This window comes from Rhodococcus olei, assembly GCF_039540555.1.
Taxonomy (GTDB): Bacteria; Actinomycetota; Actinomycetes; order Mycobacteriales; family Mycobacteriaceae; genus Rhodococcus_G; species Rhodococcus_G olei.
In genome coordinates, this window is record NZ_BAABFB010000059.1 from 103,020 (window position 1) to 118,556 (window position 15,537).

General features: G+C 70.6%; 17 protein-coding genes. 11 read left to right on the forward strand and 6 right to left on the reverse strand.

All coding sequences use genetic code 11. From position 1 onward, the window contains the following. Positions 1-4: 4 nt before the first annotated feature. Both ABD951_RS18735 and ABD951_RS18740 read right to left on the reverse strand, forming a co-directional pair. A complete protein-coding gene (locus ABD951_RS18735; RefSeq protein WP_345348328.1) occupies positions 5-673 on the reverse strand; it encodes a SanA/YdcF family protein in 669 nt (222 codons plus the stop codon). Position 674: 1 nt separating this feature from the next. Next, on the reverse strand, positions 675-1,433 hold the full coding sequence (locus ABD951_RS18740) for a lysophospholipid acyltransferase family protein (protein ID WP_345348331.1): 759 nt from the start codon (positions 1,431-1,433) through the stop codon (positions 675-677). A gap of 109 nt (positions 1,434-1,542) precedes the next feature. Here ABD951_RS18740 and ABD951_RS18745 point away from each other — a divergent pair, with 109 nt between their 5' ends. From ABD951_RS18745 to ABD951_RS18755, 3 genes are all read left to right on the forward strand, one after another. Then, positions 1,543-3,090, forward strand: coding sequence for a Rieske 2Fe-2S domain-containing protein (locus tag ABD951_RS18745; protein ID WP_345348334.1), 1,548 nt, complete (start codon positions 1,543-1,545; stop codon positions 3,088-3,090). A 151-nt stretch (positions 3,091-3,241) separates the two neighbouring features. After that, complete coding sequence (locus tag ABD951_RS18750; RefSeq protein WP_345348337.1) at positions 3,242-4,393, forward strand: 3-ketosteroid-9-alpha-monooxygenase, oxygenase component; 1,152 nt, start codon at positions 3,242-3,244, stop codon at positions 4,391-4,393. Between the two features lie 163 nt (positions 4,394-4,556). Next, complete coding sequence (locus ABD951_RS18755; RefSeq protein WP_345348340.1) at positions 4,557-4,961, forward strand: ankyrin repeat domain-containing protein; 405 nt, start codon at positions 4,557-4,559, stop codon at positions 4,959-4,961. Between the two features lie 114 nt (positions 4,962-5,075). Here the strand turns inward: ABD951_RS18755 and serS are convergent, their stop codons facing one another. Then, positions 5,076-6,335 (reverse strand): serine--tRNA ligase, encoded by a 1,260-nt coding sequence (gene serS, locus ABD951_RS18760; protein ID WP_345348343.1) that lies wholly within the window; start codon positions 6,333-6,335, stop codon positions 5,076-5,078. 123 nt (positions 6,336-6,458) lie between these two features. Here serS and ABD951_RS18765 point away from each other — a divergent pair, with 123 nt between their 5' ends. Both ABD951_RS18765 and ABD951_RS18770 read left to right on the forward strand, forming a co-directional pair. After that, entirely contained in the window at positions 6,459-7,604 is a 1,146-nt protein-coding gene (locus tag ABD951_RS18765) for a septum formation family protein (protein WP_345348346.1), read from the forward strand. After that, positions 7,604-7,954 carry a metallopeptidase family protein gene (locus tag ABD951_RS18770; protein ID WP_345348349.1) on the forward strand — a complete coding sequence of 117 codons (351 nt, stop codon included), beginning with the start codon at positions 7,604-7,606 and terminating at the stop codon, positions 7,952-7,954. The genes ABD951_RS18765 and ABD951_RS18770 overlap by 1 nt, the downstream gene beginning before the upstream one ends. Before the next feature lie 9 nt (positions 7,955-7,963). On the opposite strand, the gene ABD951_RS18775 is transcribed toward ABD951_RS18770, so the two are convergent. Further along, positions 7,964-8,833: a LysR family transcriptional regulator gene (locus ABD951_RS18775; protein ID WP_345348352.1), complete on the reverse strand. Its 870-nt coding sequence runs from the start codon at positions 8,831-8,833 to the stop codon at positions 7,964-7,966. A 193-nt stretch (positions 8,834-9,026) separates the two neighbouring features. Here ABD951_RS18775 and ABD951_RS18780 point away from each other — a divergent pair, with 193 nt between their 5' ends. The 6 genes from ABD951_RS18780 to ABD951_RS18805 all read left to right on the forward strand — a co-directional run bounded on the left by ABD951_RS18780 (position 9,027) and on the right by ABD951_RS18805 (position 13,692). Next, complete coding sequence (locus ABD951_RS18780) at positions 9,027-9,806, forward strand: SDR family NAD(P)-dependent oxidoreductase (RefSeq protein ID WP_345348355.1); 780 nt, start codon at positions 9,027-9,029, stop codon at positions 9,804-9,806. 13 nt (positions 9,807-9,819) lie between these two features. Further along, positions 9,820-10,476: a hypothetical protein gene (locus tag ABD951_RS18785; RefSeq protein ID WP_345348358.1), complete on the forward strand. Its 657-nt coding sequence runs from the start codon at positions 9,820-9,822 to the stop codon at positions 10,474-10,476. A gap of 129 nt (positions 10,477-10,605) precedes the next feature. Further along, the gene (locus ABD951_RS18790) at positions 10,606-10,914 is read left to right on the forward strand and encodes a PE domain-containing protein (RefSeq protein ID WP_345348361.1); all 309 of its coding nucleotides are present in this window, start codon (positions 10,606-10,608) and stop codon (positions 10,912-10,914) included. Positions 10,915-10,961: 47 nt separating this feature from the next. Continuing rightward, on the forward strand, positions 10,962-12,164 hold the full coding sequence (locus ABD951_RS18795; RefSeq protein WP_345348364.1) for a PPE domain-containing protein: 1,203 nt from the start codon (positions 10,962-10,964) through the stop codon (positions 12,162-12,164). A 32-nt stretch (positions 12,165-12,196) separates the two neighbouring features. Further along, on the forward strand, positions 12,197-12,967 hold the full coding sequence (locus tag ABD951_RS18800; protein ID WP_345348367.1) for an ESX secretion-associated protein EspG: 771 nt from the start codon (positions 12,197-12,199) through the stop codon (positions 12,965-12,967). Between the two features lie 89 nt (positions 12,968-13,056). After that, positions 13,057-13,692: a TetR/AcrR family transcriptional regulator gene (locus tag ABD951_RS18805; RefSeq protein ID WP_345348370.1), complete on the forward strand. Its 636-nt coding sequence runs from the start codon at positions 13,057-13,059 to the stop codon at positions 13,690-13,692. A gap of 23 nt (positions 13,693-13,715) precedes the next feature. Here the strand turns inward: ABD951_RS18805 and ABD951_RS18810 are convergent, their stop codons facing one another. Together ABD951_RS18810 and ABD951_RS18815 are read right to left on the reverse strand one after the other, a co-directional pair. Further along, positions 13,716-14,501 (reverse strand): enoyl-CoA hydratase, encoded by a 786-nt coding sequence (locus ABD951_RS18810; RefSeq protein WP_345348373.1) that lies wholly within the window; start codon positions 14,499-14,501, stop codon positions 13,716-13,718. A gap of 19 nt (positions 14,502-14,520) precedes the next feature. Continuing rightward, positions 14,521-15,489: an NADPH:quinone oxidoreductase family protein gene (locus tag ABD951_RS18815; protein ID WP_345348376.1), complete on the reverse strand. Its 969-nt coding sequence runs from the start codon at positions 15,487-15,489 to the stop codon at positions 14,521-14,523. Between the last annotated feature and the right edge of the window lie 48 nt (positions 15,490-15,537).

Sequence of the window (15,537 nt, forward strand, 5' to 3'; positions counted from 1 at the left end):
AGAACTATTCGGATGTTCGCGACAAAGCACGCTCGAGCGCGTCGGTCGCCGGAGTGGTCACCTTCGGGGGGCGGTTCGACATCATGTCGAACACCGCCTTCGGCCGCGCCAGCCACTCGCGGGCGGTGTTGCGGGCAACGGTGACGGTGCGGCAGTCGCAGTCCCCGCGGACCCCGTCCGCGTCGATACCGGCGTGCCGGCACAGCGCGACGGCCCGGGTCACGTGCGGGTCCTGGCTGACGATCAGCGCCCGTCGCACCCCGAACGTCTGCGCCGCACGGACACAGGTGTCGTAGGTGTCGAGTCCGTGGTCGTCACCGACGATCAGCTCACGCGCGACACCCTTGCCCACCAGGTACTCGGTCATCGCCGCGATCTCGTTGCCGGACGTGCCGTTGGCGTCCCCGGACACCAGCACCGCACGGGCCTTGCCGTCGCGCAGCAGCGCAGCCCCGACGTCGAGACGGCCCGCCAGGAACGACATCGGTCTGCCGTCCTGCACCTTCGCCCCGAGCACGATCACGACCGGGGCCTCCGGGGCCTCGGCGAGGTCGTGGACGCGCCCCGCGGCGGCAGAGGCGACCACCGCCATCGCCCCGACCGCCACCAGTGCACCCGCGGTGACGACACCGGCGCCCGCGAGCAGCAGCAGCCGCCGACCCGATCGGGTCACCTCAGGCGCCGTCCCCGGCGGCCGCGGCCCGGCGGGCGGCCTTGGCCTGCGCCTCCTCGGCGTCCAACCGGTTGGCCTGCTCGAGTGTCGGCGCGCCGCCGCCGAGCCGGGCGGGCACCCAGAAGGCGCCGGCGGGGTGCTCGTAGCCCTCCTGCAGCGAGTGCAGCATCGTCTCCATCGTCGTGTGCACCGTCGCGGTCAGCTCGTCCGCGGGCTCGACCGCCGCGATCGGCGCCCCGACGGCAATGGAGATCGGAGTGTTGGTGCGCCCCAAGCGTTTCGGGTACCCCTTCGTCCACACCCGCTGCGAACCCCAGATCACCATCGGGATGATCGGCACCCCGGCCTCGATCGCCATCCGCGCCGCGCCCGACTTGAACGCCTTGAGCTCGAAGCTGCGGCTGATCGTCGCCTCCGGGAACACCCCGACCAGCTCGCCGCCGCGCAGCGCGTCGACCGCGGCCCGGTACGAATCGGCGCCCGCCGACCGGTCCACCGGGATGTGCCGCATCGTCCGCATCATCGGGCCGGAGATCTTGTTGTCGAAGACCTCCTTCTTCGCCATGAACCGCACGTAGCGCTTCACGTCCCGCACCGGGATGCCCGCATAGGTGAAGTCCATGTAGCCGGTGTGGTTGATCGCGATCACCGCACCACCCGACGCGGGAAGGTGCTCGGACCCGCTGATGGTGAACTTCAGCCCTTCGGCGAAGAACAGCGTGCGGGCGACACCGATGATCGTTCTGTAGAAGGGTTCCACGGCGGCCAGCCTAGTGTGCGCGTGCCCACACCGCCTGCGCGCGAGTTCTCGCCCGGTCCGCGCGACCCCCTACCCTGGTAGGCGTCGCACACCCGAGGAGGCAGTCGAAGTGCAGGTCACGAGCGTCGGACACGCCGGATTCCACATTCAGACCGAGGCGGGGTCGATCCTCTGCGACCCGTGGGTGAACCCGGCCTACTTCGCGTCGTGGTTCCCGTTCCCCGACAACACGGGCCTGGACTGGGACGCTCTCGGTGACGTCGACTACCTGTACGTCTCGCACCTGCACAAGGACCACTTCGACCCCGAGACGCTGACCAAGCACGTCAACAAGGACGCGACGGTGCTGCTGCCGGACTACCCGGTGCCGGACCTGCGGCGCGAACTCGAGAAGCTCGGCTTCTCGAAGTTCTTCGAGACGCAGGACTCGGTCAGGCACACCGTGACCGGCCCCAAGGGCGACCTGGACGTCATGATCATCGCGCTGCGCGCCCCCGCGGACGGCCCGATCGGCGACTCCGGTCTCGTCGTCTCCGACGGGGAGACCACCTGCTTCAACATGAACGACGCCCGCCCGGTCGACATGGACGTGCTGCACGAGGCGTTCGGCAAGGTCGACATCCACCTGCTGCAGTACTCGGGCGCCATCTGGTACCCGATGGTCTACGACATCCCGGCCGGCACCAAGCGCAACTTCGGCAAGCAGAAGCGTCAGCGCGGCATGGACCGCTGCCGCAGCTACATCGACCAGGTCGACGCCACCTGGGTGGTGCCGTCCGCGGGCCCGCCGGTGTTCCTCGACGACGCGCTGCGCGACCTCAACGACGATCACGGCGACGAGGGCAACATCTTCCCGGACCAGATCGTCTTCCTCGAGCAGATGCGGATCCACGGCAACGACGGCGGACTGCTGATGATCCCCGGTTCGACGGTGGACGTCCACGGCGAGAAGGCGACGCTGACGCACCCGATCCCGGACGCCGACGTGGAGCGGATCTTCTCGGACAAGGCCGCCTACATCGAGGACATGGCACAGCGGATGGCGCCCGTCATCGCCGCGGAGAAGGCGACGTGGGCGCCGGCGGAGGGCGAGCCGCTGCTCGGACCGCTCCGGGCGAAGTTCGAGCCGATCATGGCCCAGTCCGATCTGATCTGCGACGGCATCGGCTACCCGGTCGGTCTGGTGATGGGTGACGAGACCGTCGTCCTGGACTTCCCGAACCGCACCGTGCGGGAGCCGATCGAGGGAGACGGCAAGTACCGCTACGGTTTCCGCATCGCACCGGAACTGGTGCGCACGGTGCTGCGGGACGACGAACCGGACTGGGTGAACACCATCTTCCTGTCCACCCGATTCCAGGCGTGGCGGGTCGGCGGCTACAACGAATTCCTCTACACGTTCTTCAAGTGTCTGACCGACGAGCGCATCGCCTACGCCGACGGCTGGTTCGCGGAGGCGCACGACGACTCGGCCTCGATCGAGGTGGGCGGCTACGAGATCCAGCGCCGCTGCCCGCACCTGAAGGCCGACCTGTCGAAGTTCGGTGTCGTCGACGGCACCACCCTGACCTGCAACCTGCACGGCTGGCAGTGGGATCTCGAGTCCGGCCGCTGCAAGACGTCGAAGGGCCACGAACTCCGCACCACGAAGATCTGAGGCACCTCCCCGAAGGTTCGTCGCGGTCGGGCTCGACGAGGGCTCCGGGTGTGGCCGTCGTCTCACCGAGCGGGACGGGCCGCCACGAGCCGGTCCGTTTCTGGCTCACTGGGCCGACCAGGACGACGGCCGACCGGGAGGGGACGACACGATGACCACCGTGACGAATGATGGCGACGAGATTCGCGAGATCGACGGCGGAGCGGTTCCGCAGCGGTTCGCGCGCGGCTGGCACTGCATCGGCCTGTCCCGAGACTTCAACGACGGAAACCCGCACCCCGTCAACGCCTTCGGAACCAAGCTCGTCGTCTTCGCCGACAGCGAGGGCAAGCTGAACGTCCTGGACGCGTACTGCCGGCACATGGGCGGCGACCTCAGCCAGGGCACCGTCAAGGGCGATTCGGTCGCCTGCCCGTTCCACGACTGGCGCTGGGGCGGCAACGGCAAGTGCACCGGCATCCCGTACGCCCGCCGCGTCCCGCCGCTGGCCCGCACCCGCACCTGGCCGGTCCTCGACCAGGACGGCCTGCTGTTCGTCTACCACGACCCGGAGGGCAACCCGCCGCCGGCCGAGGTGACACCGCCGCGCATCCCCGGTGCGCTGGCCGACGACTGGACCGACTGGAAGGGTTTCAAGCAGACCGTCGTCCACACCAACGTGCGGGAACTGATCGACAACAACGTCGACATGGCGCACTTCTTCTACGTGCACGGTTCGTTCCCGACGTTCTTCCGCAACGTCTTCGAGGGGCACGTCGCCGCGCAGTACATGAACGGTGTTGCGCGCGACGACATCCGGCCGCCCGCCAGGCCCGGCGAACCGCGTGTGCTCGGCAACTCGTCCGCCGCCGCGTACTACGGCCCGGCGTTCATGATCGACGAGTTGACCTACCACTACGACGGTTTCGACACCGAAGCCGTCCTGCTCAACTGCCACTACCCGATCGACGCGGACACCTTCGTCCTCACCTACGGCGTGATCGTGAGGTACTCCGAGCACCTCGACCCCGGGGCCGCCGCGAAGCTGGCCGACGGCATGAGCACCTTCATCAACAAGGGCTTCGAGCAGGACGTGGAGATCTGGCGCACCAAGACGCGGATCGACAACCCGCTGCTGTGCGAGGAGGACGGCCCGGTCTACCAGCTGCGCCGCTGGTACCAGCAGTTCTACGTCGACGCCGCCGACGTCACCCCCGACATGACCGACCGGTTCGAGTTCGAACTCGACACCACCAAGCCGGTCGCGTCGTGGCAGCGGGAGGTCGAGGAGAACCTCGCCCGCCGCTCCGCCCGGCAGGGCTGAGCGGGACGATTCGAGAAGTGCGGCCGGGCGCCCACCGGCCGGCAGTGCGCCGGACGGACGTGCTGCGCCCCCGCTGATCCCCCCGGGCCTTCCGGAACGGCCCGTTCACTCGGTTCGACCGAATGAACGGGTCATTCGGGAAGGGGCGGTAGCGTCGGACGGCATGACCGACGACCCGATCGATCCGCGACTGCAGGAGATCGCGCAGCGCGTGTTCGACGCCGCCCGCGCGGGCGACGCCGACACCCTCACCGCCTATCTGGACGCCGGTGTCCCGGTGAACCTCACCAACGGCTCCGGCGACACCCTCGTCATGCTCGCCGCCTACCACGGGCACGCCCCCGCGGTACAGGTGCTGATCGACCGCGGCGCCGACGTGGACCGGCTCAACAACCGCGGCCAGTCCCCGGTCGCCGGAGCGATCTTCAAGGGCGAGGAGGACGTGGTGCGGGTGCTGGCCGCGGCCGGTGCCGACCCCCGAGCCGGGCATCCGACCGCCGTCGACGCCGCCGGACTGTTCGGCCGGGAGGACTATCTCGCGTTGTGGGACGGGACGACGACCCGGTAGCCGGCGGCCACACGGGAGGACGCGCCTACCCCATCGCACCGCGGGTCGGCGTCCCGGCGTCGCACCCGATCCTTCGGAGGCGGGCCTGGCGTGAGGACGGCAGAGGCGGGCGACTCACGGGGCGCGCAGCACGTCCGTCCCGACGAACGGCTGCAGGGCCACGGGCACGGTCACGGAGCCGTCGGCCTGCTGGTGGTTCTCGAGGATCGCGACGATCCAGCGGGTGGTGGCGAGGGTGCCGTTGAGCGTCGCGGCGATCTGCGGCTTGCCGTTCTCGTCGCGGTACCGGACACCGAGGCGGCGGGCCTGGAAGGTGGTGCAGTTCGACGTCGACGACAGCTCGCGGTACCGCTGCTGCGTCGGCACCCACGCCTCGCAGTCGAACTTGCGGGCCGCCGACGAGCCGAGGTCGCCACCGGCGACGTCGATGACGCGGTACGGCACCTCGATCGCGGCGAGCATCTCCCGCTCCCACGCGAGCAGACGCCGGTGTTCGGCGTCGGCGTCCTCGGGCTTGCAGTAGGTGAACATCTCGACCTTGTCGAACTGGTGCACGCGGATGATGCCGCGGGTGTCCTTGCCGTGGCTGCCTGCCTCGCGCCGGAAGCACGACGACCAGCCCGCGTACCGCTTCGGCCCGGCGCTCAGGTCCAGGATCTCGCCGGAGTGGTACCCGGCGAGGGGGACCTCCGACGTGCCGACCAGGTACAGGTCGTCCTGCTCGAGGTGGTACACCTCCTCCGAGTGCTGGCCGAGGAACCCGGTGCCCTGCATGATCTCCGGCCGCACCAGCACCGGCGGGATCATCAGGGTGAACCCGTTCGCGGTGGCCTTCTGCGCGGCCAGCTGCAGCAGACCGAGCTGCAGCAGCGCACCGAACCCGGTCAGGAAGTAGAAGCGGGCGCCCGACACCTTCGCGCCGCGTTCCATGTCGATCAGGCCCAGCGCCTCGCTGAGCTCGAGGTGGTCCCTCGGCTCGAAGTCGAACGTCGGCAGTTCCCCGACGGTGTCGAGGGTGATGAAGTCGTCCTCGCCGCCGGCCGGGGCGCCGTCCTGGACGATGTTCGAGATCGCGCGCTGCGCCGCCTCGAGCGCCGCGTCGGCCTCGTGCTGCGCCGCCTCGGCATCCTTGACCCGCTGCGCCAGCTCCTTGGCACCGGCGAGCAGCGCGGGCCGCTCCTCCGGGGACGCCTGCCCTACCTTCTTGCCGAGCGTCTTCTGCTCGGCCCGCAGGTTGTCGCCGGCCAACACCGCGGCGCGGCGTGCCTCGTCGGCGGCGAGCAGGGAGTCGACCAGCGCGGGATCCTCGCCCCGCATGCGCTGCGACTGGCGGACGGCGTCGGGGTTTTCCCGCAGGAACTTGAGGTCAATCACGACCAAAACCCTACTTGGTCGGCATTCGGACGGGGCCCGCGGCGCGACTCGAGGCCGGACCCGAGCACGTCGGTTTCGGTGTGTCGGCGGCCGCGCCGGGTGTGACAGGCATGATGGAGGGCGATGTCCGACGAACACAACGCAGCCAGCGACGACATGCCGACCGACCCCGCGGACGCCCCGCACGGCGGCCGGGACGACGACGCGGCCACCGGTGGGTGGTCCGCGGCGCAGCGCTGGACCGGTGGTCGGCACCTGTCCGCGACGACGACGCGGCGCGGCCTCGTCGCGGTGGCGCTGGGCGCGGTGATCGCGGCGATCGCGACCGTCGTCATCTCCGGCGGGTTCCAGGGCGGCGACGAGCTGACCACCCACCCGAACACCGGTGGACCGCTCGCGACCGGGGCGGTGGCCGGCAAGGCGTTCGGGACCGCGGCCACCGGCGACTGCCTGACCTGGAGCGAAGCGGACGCCAGCGACCTCGCGAAGGTGAACTGCTCCGACAAGCACCTGTTCGAAGTGGCCTCCGAGGTGGATCTGAGCGTGTTCCCGGGCGCCGAGTTCGGCCCGGGGTCGCGGTTCCCGAGCGTGCTGCGGTTCTCCCAGCTGCGCGACGAACACTGCACCCCGGCGGTCACCGAGTATCTCGGCGCGCACTACGACCCGCACGGCAAGTTCAGCGTCGGCCTGATCAACCCGGGTGAGGCGGGCTGGGCCGCCGGCGAGCGGACCATCCGGTGCGGCCTGCAGCGGTCGAGCACCACCGGTTCGATACTCGCGGTCGCCGGGCCGGTGCAGGGACAGGACCAGTCGAAGGTGTGGGACGCCGGGACCTGCATCGGCATCAACCAGAACGTTCCGTCCGACCCGGTGGACTGCTCCCAGGCCCACGCCTTCGAGGTGGTGTCGGTGGTGGACCTCGGCGCCAAGTTCCCCGGCGGCTTCCCGGCGGTCGCCGACCAGGACAAGTACCTGGAGGAGACGTGCACCCAGGCGGCGAACGAGTACCTCGGCTCGCCGGACGCGCTGCGGAACAAGACCCTGACCCTGTTCTGGGACAACCTCGACCTGAGCAGCTGGCTCGCCGGCAGCCGCAAGGTGAACTGCTCGGTCGGCAAGGAACTCGACGGCGGGGGCTTCGCCCCGATCGTGAACTCCGCGAAGGGCGACATCCTGATCAACGGCGCACCGCCGGTGGCCCCGCCGCCGCTCCCGGAGGGCCGGTCACTGCCGACGCCGCTGCCCGGCGCCGCCCCGCTGGGGAACTGATGGCGGTGCACATGTCCGAGGCCCGGTTCGACGAACTGGTCTCCGAGGCCCTCGACCTGATCCCGCCGGAGCTGGCGCGCGCGATCGACAACGTCGTCGTGCTCGTCGACGACCGCGACCCCGACGACCCGGGCCTGCTCGGGCTGTACCACGGCATCGCGCTGACCGAACGCGACAGCCACTACGGCGGCTCCCTGCCCGACACCATCACGATCTACCGCGACGCGATCCTCGACATCTGTGCCGACGAGCAGCAGGTGGTCGACGAGGTGGCGATCACCGTGATCCACGAGGTCGCGCACTACTTCGGCATCGAAGAGGACCGCCTGCACGAGCTCGGCTGGGGCTGACCCCGCCCACTACGCCCGCGCAGCGCGCCGCAGGGCGCGAATCAGCGGCCGTTTGTCGGACGCGCGCGTGCACAGGTCGACGTGACAGGGATCGATGTCGGCGATGTCGACGTACACGACGCCGGTGTGCTGATACCGATTCGCGACCGATTCCGCGGTGATCATGACGTTGCCCCCGAGGGCGACACCGTTGACCGCCTCTTCCATGGTCGCGGCCCAGCAGCCGTACTCGACCGGCTTCCCGCCGGCCCTCGGGTCGACCACCCAGTACCTCGTCCAGCTACGGCTGACGCCGAGCGCGCCCACCATCGGATACCCGTCGAGATCCGCCAGTGTCAGTCTTTCCTTTTCTGCCAGTGCCGAACTGGCCGGTACGGCGGCGACCCGCTTCTCGGTGTGAACGGTGACGACGTCGATGCTCTCCGCGTCCTCGTACGGCGGACGGGCGAGCGAGGCATCGATGTCACCGTCGATCAGCCGACCTATCTGGTCACCCCAGTTCAGTTGCACGAAAGACAGTGACACCGAGGGATTCTCGTCCCGAAATCTCGCAATGAAGCCGTCGTTCCGACTCGTCGGATACCCGTTGATGAAACCGATCCGCAGGGCCCGACTCTCGGCGCTCTCCCCGAGGGCCAGGCGCGATGCGGCGAGCGCGGCCGCCGCGTGCACCATGAAGTCGCTGCCCCGCTCGGTCAGCCGCACCGGTTTGGTTCCCCGCTCGACCAGCTTGTACCCGACGGCGGCCTCGAGGCGCTGGATCTGCTGCGTCATCGCCGGCGGCGTGACGAACAGTCGCTCCGCGGCGCGGGCGAAGCTCCCCTCCTCGACGAGGACCTGGAGGGAGTTCACCAGGCCCAGATTCAGGAAATCGGTCACGTCGGGTATCCCGTCATCGAGCACGCTCAGGCCGCCACCGGCACACGTTAAGCAACTGCTTAAGTGCGTGCCGTGGATCTCAATTTACCGACCGTGCAATGGGTGTCAAGGTTGGGTTGATCCGATCGGAAGCCAAGCGGCAGAACGACGTCGAGCCCCATGACCTGGTTCCGCCCTGATCTGACAGGAAGACATGACTCCCACATCGACAACACCACGGAAATCCGTGGTCACCGGCGCGGCATCGGGTATCGGATACGCGATCGCGGAGCGTCTCATCGCCGCCGGAGGCTCCGTCGTCGCCTTCGATCTCGATTCCCGCGGCCTCGACACCGCTGCCGAGCGGTTCGGCGACGCCTTCATCCCCCACCACGGCAGCGTCACCGACACCCGGGACGTCCAGGCGGCGGTCACGCTTGCCGAGTCCGCGATGGGCGGTGTCGACGGCCTGTTCAACGTGGCCGGCGGGCTCCGGCCCGCGCCCGTCACCGACCTGACGGAGGACGACTGGGACTTCACGATCGACCTCGTCCTGCGCAGCGTGTACCTGTGCACGAAGTACGTGGCGCAGAGCATGATTCGTGCGGGGAGCGGGGGCGCGATCGTCAACGTCGCCTCGGTGAACGCCCACCTGCCGCTGTTCGGCGGCAGCGCCTACGCCGCAGGCAAGTCCGGTGCGGACATGTTCGGCAAGAACGCGGCGCTCGAACTCGCCCGCCACGGCATCAGGGTCAACACCGTCCTCCCGGGACTGGTGGAGACGCCGATGGCCGGGTTCATCCTCGAGAACGAGGGGATCATGAACGAGTTCTACGCCAACGCGGTGTTGAAGCGCCCCGCACAACCAGACGAACTGGCCGCGCCCGCAGTGTTTCTCGCGAGCAGCGACGCCAGCTACATCACCGGATCGAGCCTCGTCGTCGACGGCGGCTACGAGATCGGCAGCTACCCGGACCTCAGCAAGCACCTGTGAAGGAGAAGTAGACATGACCACCGTCCACGAGTCCCAGGCGACGCCCCGCACGACCTACGAGCACCAGCTCGTCCACATGATGGACGACATCGACACGCTGATCGAATCGCTGACCGATCCCGTCCACCGACAGATCCTCGTGAACTACCGCAGGCACGGACTCCTCGAGGTCGCCGGCCGCTACGACGAACTGCTCGCCCCGAACATGACCGTCGCGAGGCCCCACTACCGCATCTTCGAGGGCGGTCAGGGTGTGATCCTGGACGGAATGAGCCAGGTGCGCGACTTCTACCGGACGTTGGCCGACTTGGACATGCTGGTGATGTGGACCGGCAAGCAGAAGATGGCCGTGTCCGACTGGGGCTTCGCCGGCGAGGCCGAGTTCAGCCAGTTCGTTCCCGGAAAGATGTTGGGTGACAACGTCTTCAGCTCGATCGACGAGAACGGACCGGTGAGCTCGGAGTACGACGGCGACGCGTACTACCTCGTCCGCCGCACCCTCGCGTTCGTCTGGCCGTACGACGAGAACGTCCGGATGATCGGCGAACACGTCTACGAGGACGCGGCCTCGAAGGTCGTCACCAAGGTTCGCAAGGAGGACGTCATCACCGGGGCGCGTGCCGCCGAACTGCTCGCACCGATCATCGACAAGTACGGACGCCTCGACTAGGACCCCGTACCGGTGCGTCCCCCGGCCCGCGGCGGCGGGACGCACCGGTCGGGTCCGGCGGAACCGTCCGGACATCTGCTGCGTCGAACGTGGGTGACGGATCCACCCGACGCCACCAGGAGGCCGATCATGACCGGACACGTGTTCGTCTCGCCCGACGCCCTGACCGCCGCGGCCGCCGATCTCGAGACCCTCGCGCATCGGCTGCAGGCCACCGTCGACTCGAACGCGCCCGCGCTGTACATGGCGCCGGCGGGCACCGAGGAGGTGTCCGTGACCGCCGCGGCGTACTTCAACTCGGTGGCGGACAGCTTCCTGCCCGTCGCGGCGACCGGCATCGCGGAGCTGCGGGCCGCGGCGGCGACGCTGCGCCGACAGGCCGCCGACTACGCCGACCTGGACGACGCGTTCGGGTCCTCCCTCGCGGCGGGTGGGTGACCGCAGCCCCCTCGACAGCAGGCCGGATTCGACAGGAGGAGTACGCCATGACCGTGGGCTTCACGGGCGTCGTCTGGTTCCCCCGGGGCGCCGCCGGGAACTCGACCGCGTTGAACGCGGGTGTCGGGCCCGTCGGGTTCCAGACCGCGGGCGCCGCCTGGGGTGCGGTGGCCGCCGGGCTGGCCGACGCGACCGCGACGGTCGCACGGGTGATCGCGACCCTCGAAGCGGGCTGGGAGGGGCTCGCCTCCGATGCGGCACTGACGAAACTGACGCCGTTCCGGGCGTGGACGGAGGAGGCGGCGGCGCTCGCGGCCACCACCGCCGCCAAGGCCGGCGCCGAGGCCGGCGCGCACACCGTCGCGCGGGCGGCGATGCCGAGCGCGGCCGAGATCGCCGCCGTCAAGGCCGCCACGGTGGCGGCACACACGATCGGTGGCTCGCTGGCCGGCGCGGGGGCGGTCGCGGAGGCCGCGGACCGGGCGTTGGACGTGCGAGCGGCCCTGGTGATGGAGGCGTACGAGGCGGCGTCGACGAGCGTGACGCTGCCGGAGCGGTTCACTCCCCCGCCCCCGCTGGTCAACGGCACCAGCGGGGCACCGTCCGACGCTCCGACGGCTGTCCCGCAGCCCACCCGGCCCTCCGACCCCCTGGTCAACCCGGCATCGACGCAGGCCGCCGTCGGGGCGGCGATCGCGCAGGCACGGAACCCGGCGGTGGTCTCGGTCGCCTCACAGGCCGGGGCCATCGCGGGCTCGGGTCTGAACGCGGCCGCCGGGGTGGCGGTGCCCCTCGCGTCGGTCACGGTGTCGGCGGCGGGCACCGCCGCGCTCGGGGTGCCGGACACCCACGCCGCCCGGCAGGTCGACGGCAGCAGCACCCGGCGCCGGGGCGGTGCGGTCGGGGTCGCCGGCGGCGCCGGGCTCGGGGCGGCCGCGTCCGGCGGGGTGGCCGGAGCCGCACGCGTCACCCTGCCGGAGGGCTGGAGCGGCACCTCGCGCGGCGACGGCGCAGCGCCGCCCGGCCGAGACGCCGTGACTGCCGGCGAGGCGCACGACGCCGACCCGGTCCGGGTCGATCCGGCCACGGCGCAGCGGACCCCGCTCGCCCCGACGATGGGTGGCGGCCGCGGACCCGGCGGCGGCGAGGAGGAACACCGCACCCCCGACCATCTGAAGTCCTTCGAACACTTCGAGGACGGCCGCGTCGTGATCCCGTCGGTGATCGGCGCCGAGCCGGCGGACCGGTGACCGCCACCTCGCCCGGGGCCCGTGCGGTCACAGTGAGCCATGACGAGCTGGAGCTGCTGGGTCATGTGCTGTCGATCGACGAGTTGCCGGTGGTGCTCGCCGCGACGCCCCGGTTCGACTCGGTGAGCGACCGGGAGGCCGCGTTCGCGAGGGCGCACGCGTCCCTCGCCGCGCGGGGGCTGCTGCCGGCCGGGCACCCCGATCCCGGAGTGGCCGATCTGCTGGCGGTCCTGGCCCGTCCGACGACGGAACTCGCGCTGCGCCGGTACACGGGTGCCGGCGAGGCCTCCCGGATGTGCGCGGTCCGCGGCGACACCGGTACCTCGGTCGCGGCGCTCCGGGGCCCGGCGTCGTATGTGCTCACCGAGCTCGACGCGATCGATCCGGTGCTGGTGCTCGACGTGCTCGGCCACCGTGCTCCGCTCGACATCGGCGCCCTCCGTGCCCCGACCGAGCCGCTCGCCGCGGCGATGGGCGACCTCACCGACCCGCCCGCCGTCGCGCGCCGGCTGTCCGCGCTGGGGTGTGCCCGGCGCGACGCCGACCGGCTCGCGGTCGCGTTCGCCGGGTGCATCGGCCACGCGGAGATCGTCGCGATCACCCACGAGGGCGGCGGGCGGCGCCGGATCACCGGGCCGGTGACGGTGTTCGACACCCCCGCCGGACGGATCGTCGGGACGTCGACGGTGTCCGTGGACGGCACGGCCTGGACCACCCTCGGTCCCGGCGGCGACGCCCGGGTGCGGCAGGCGATCCGGGACCTGCTCCCCGGATCGTCCGAGATGGTCACCGAATTGCCGTGACCACGGGGCGGTCTCGTGACGCGGTCCACACCGCCGGTGCCGGTACCCTGTCCGGTGACCATGTGGCGATCGAGACGTTTGGTAGGGCAATGGGTGAACCCGTCGACGGGACGGCTCCGGACGAGGGCGGCATCGACTGGCGCCGAGTCGAGGACGTCGAGCTGACCCCGATCCTCGAGGCGTCGCTCGACGCGTTCTACGAGCTCGGATACCACGGGACCACGGTGCGCGAGGTGGCCCGCCGCGTCGGGGTGACGGTGCCGGCGCTGTACTACCACCACGACAGCAAGGAAGGCCTGCTGATCGCGCTCCTGGAACTGTCGACCGCGGACGTGCTGGCGCGAGCGCACGCCGCGGACGCCGACGGCGGCGACGACCCGGTTCGGCGGCTGGCGAACGTCATCGAGGCGATCGTGCTGCGGATGACGGGTCGCGCGCGGCTGGCGTCGCTCGAGGGCGAGATGCGGTACCTGAGCGACGAGAACCGGCAGCGTTACCGCGCGGTGCGCAAGGGCATCGAGGAGGTCGTGCTGCGGATCGTCCAGGACGGCACGGCGAGTGGGGATTTCGACGTCGACGATCCCGCGGAGACCACCCGTGCCCTGCTCGGCATGTGTCAGTCCATCCCCCGCTGGTACCACGCGGAGGGCACGCTCTCCCCGGAGGAGGTCGCCGCGAAGTACGTGGCCATCTCGATGAAGACCGTCGGAGCACGGACGAAGTAGCCGCAGGGCCGGGTCGACCCGGGTCAGCCGCGTCCGAACACCGCTGCGCGCTTGTTCAGGAACGCGTCCACGCCCTCGGCGAAGTCCGCGGCGGCGAGCAGTTCGAGCTGGCCGCCGCGTTCCCGGGCGAAGGCCGGGTCGAGCTGGCCCAGGGTCGCGTCGTTGATCGCGCTCTTGGTGGCCGCGAACGCCTCCGACGGGCCCTCCACCAGACCGCGGACGAGCGCGTCGACGTCGTCCGCGAACGTCGCGTCGGGGTACACGCCCGCGATCAGGCCGGCCTCGAGGGCGGCGGCGGCGGGCAGCCGCTCGGCGAGCAGCGCCAACTTCAACGCACGCGCCCGGCCGATGGACGCGGCAACCAGCGCGGTCGCGCCCCCGTCGGGCATCAGCCCGATCTTCGTGAACGCGAGCAGCAGGTAACTCGACTCGGTGGCGACGGTCAGGTCGGCGGCGAGCGCGAGCGAGACACCCACACCGGCGGCGGGGCCGTTGACGGCCGCGACGACCGGACGCGGGAACGCGCGCAGTGCGGCGACCAGTCGGTTGGCGGCGTCGATGGTGGACGGTTCGGGCGGTCCGGACAGGTCGCCGATGGTGGACAGGTCGGCGCCGGTGCAGAACGCCCGGCCGGCGCCGGTGAGCACGACGACGCGCACCGCATCGTCTCCGACGTGCTTGTCGAGGGCGTCGGCGGCCGCGTTCAGGGTTTCGGCGGTGACGGAGTTCATCCGGGCGGGCCGGTTGAGGGTGATGCGCAGGACGCCGTCGGCGAGGTCGACGAGGATCTCGGAGGTGTCGGTGCTCATGGTTGTCCTTCCGGGAGGTTCAGGATTGAAGGGTGAGGGCCACTTTTCCAGCAGCACTTCGTGATTCGAGACTGCGCAGGGCGTCGGCAGCCCGTTCGAGGGGGTAGGAGGTGGGTTCGGCGACCTGGAGGGCACCCGACTCGAGTTGCGGCGCGAGCTCGGCCCACTGCCGCGCCGGGTAGCCGAAGTCCTCGCGGACGTACTCGCCCCAGCCGGCGCCGACGACCGTCGTGTTCCTGAGCAGCAACCGGTTCACCTTGACGGTGGGGATCTCGCCCCCGGTGAAGCCGAGCACGACGTGCCTGCCGTTCGTCGCGAGGCTGCGCAGGCTGTCGAGGAACCGGTCACCGCCGACGGGGTCGAGCACGATGTCCACCCCCCGTCCGCCGGTGATCTCGGCGACGGCGTCCTTGAAGCCGTCGGCGAGCACGGTGTGGGTGGCGCGGTTGGCCTTCGCGACCTCGGCCTTGTCCGCGCTGCTCACGACCGCGATCGTGTCGAGCCCGAGCGCGGCCGCGACCTGCAGGCACGCGGTGCCGAGGCCGCCGGCGGCGCCGTGCACGAGGACGGTCTCGCCGGCCCGGTACCGGGCGCGTTCGGTCAGCGCGAAGTGCGCGGTGAGGTAGTTCATCAGAAAGCCCGCACCGGCGGTCAGCGAGACGGCGTCGGGCAGCCGGAAGACGGTCGACGGGTGCACGGCGACGGTCTGCTGCCAGGCGCCGCCGAAGGCCAACACGGCGACCCGGTCGCCGGCGCGAAATCCGCTGTCGCTCGGCGCTTCCCGAACGACACCCGCCCCCTCGACGCCGGGCACGAACGGAGTCGGGCGGACCACCTGGTAGCCACCGGCGGTCTGCAGCAGATCCGGGAAGGAGACTCCGGCGGCCACCAGGTCCACGACCACCAGCCCGGCCGGGTCGGGTTCGGGGATCTCCACCGTCCGCACCCCGTCGGGTCCGATCGCCTCGACCACCTGCACTGCCCGCATGCCGTCTCCTGCATCGTCGAATCCGGCCGCGATCGCGACCGAATCCAT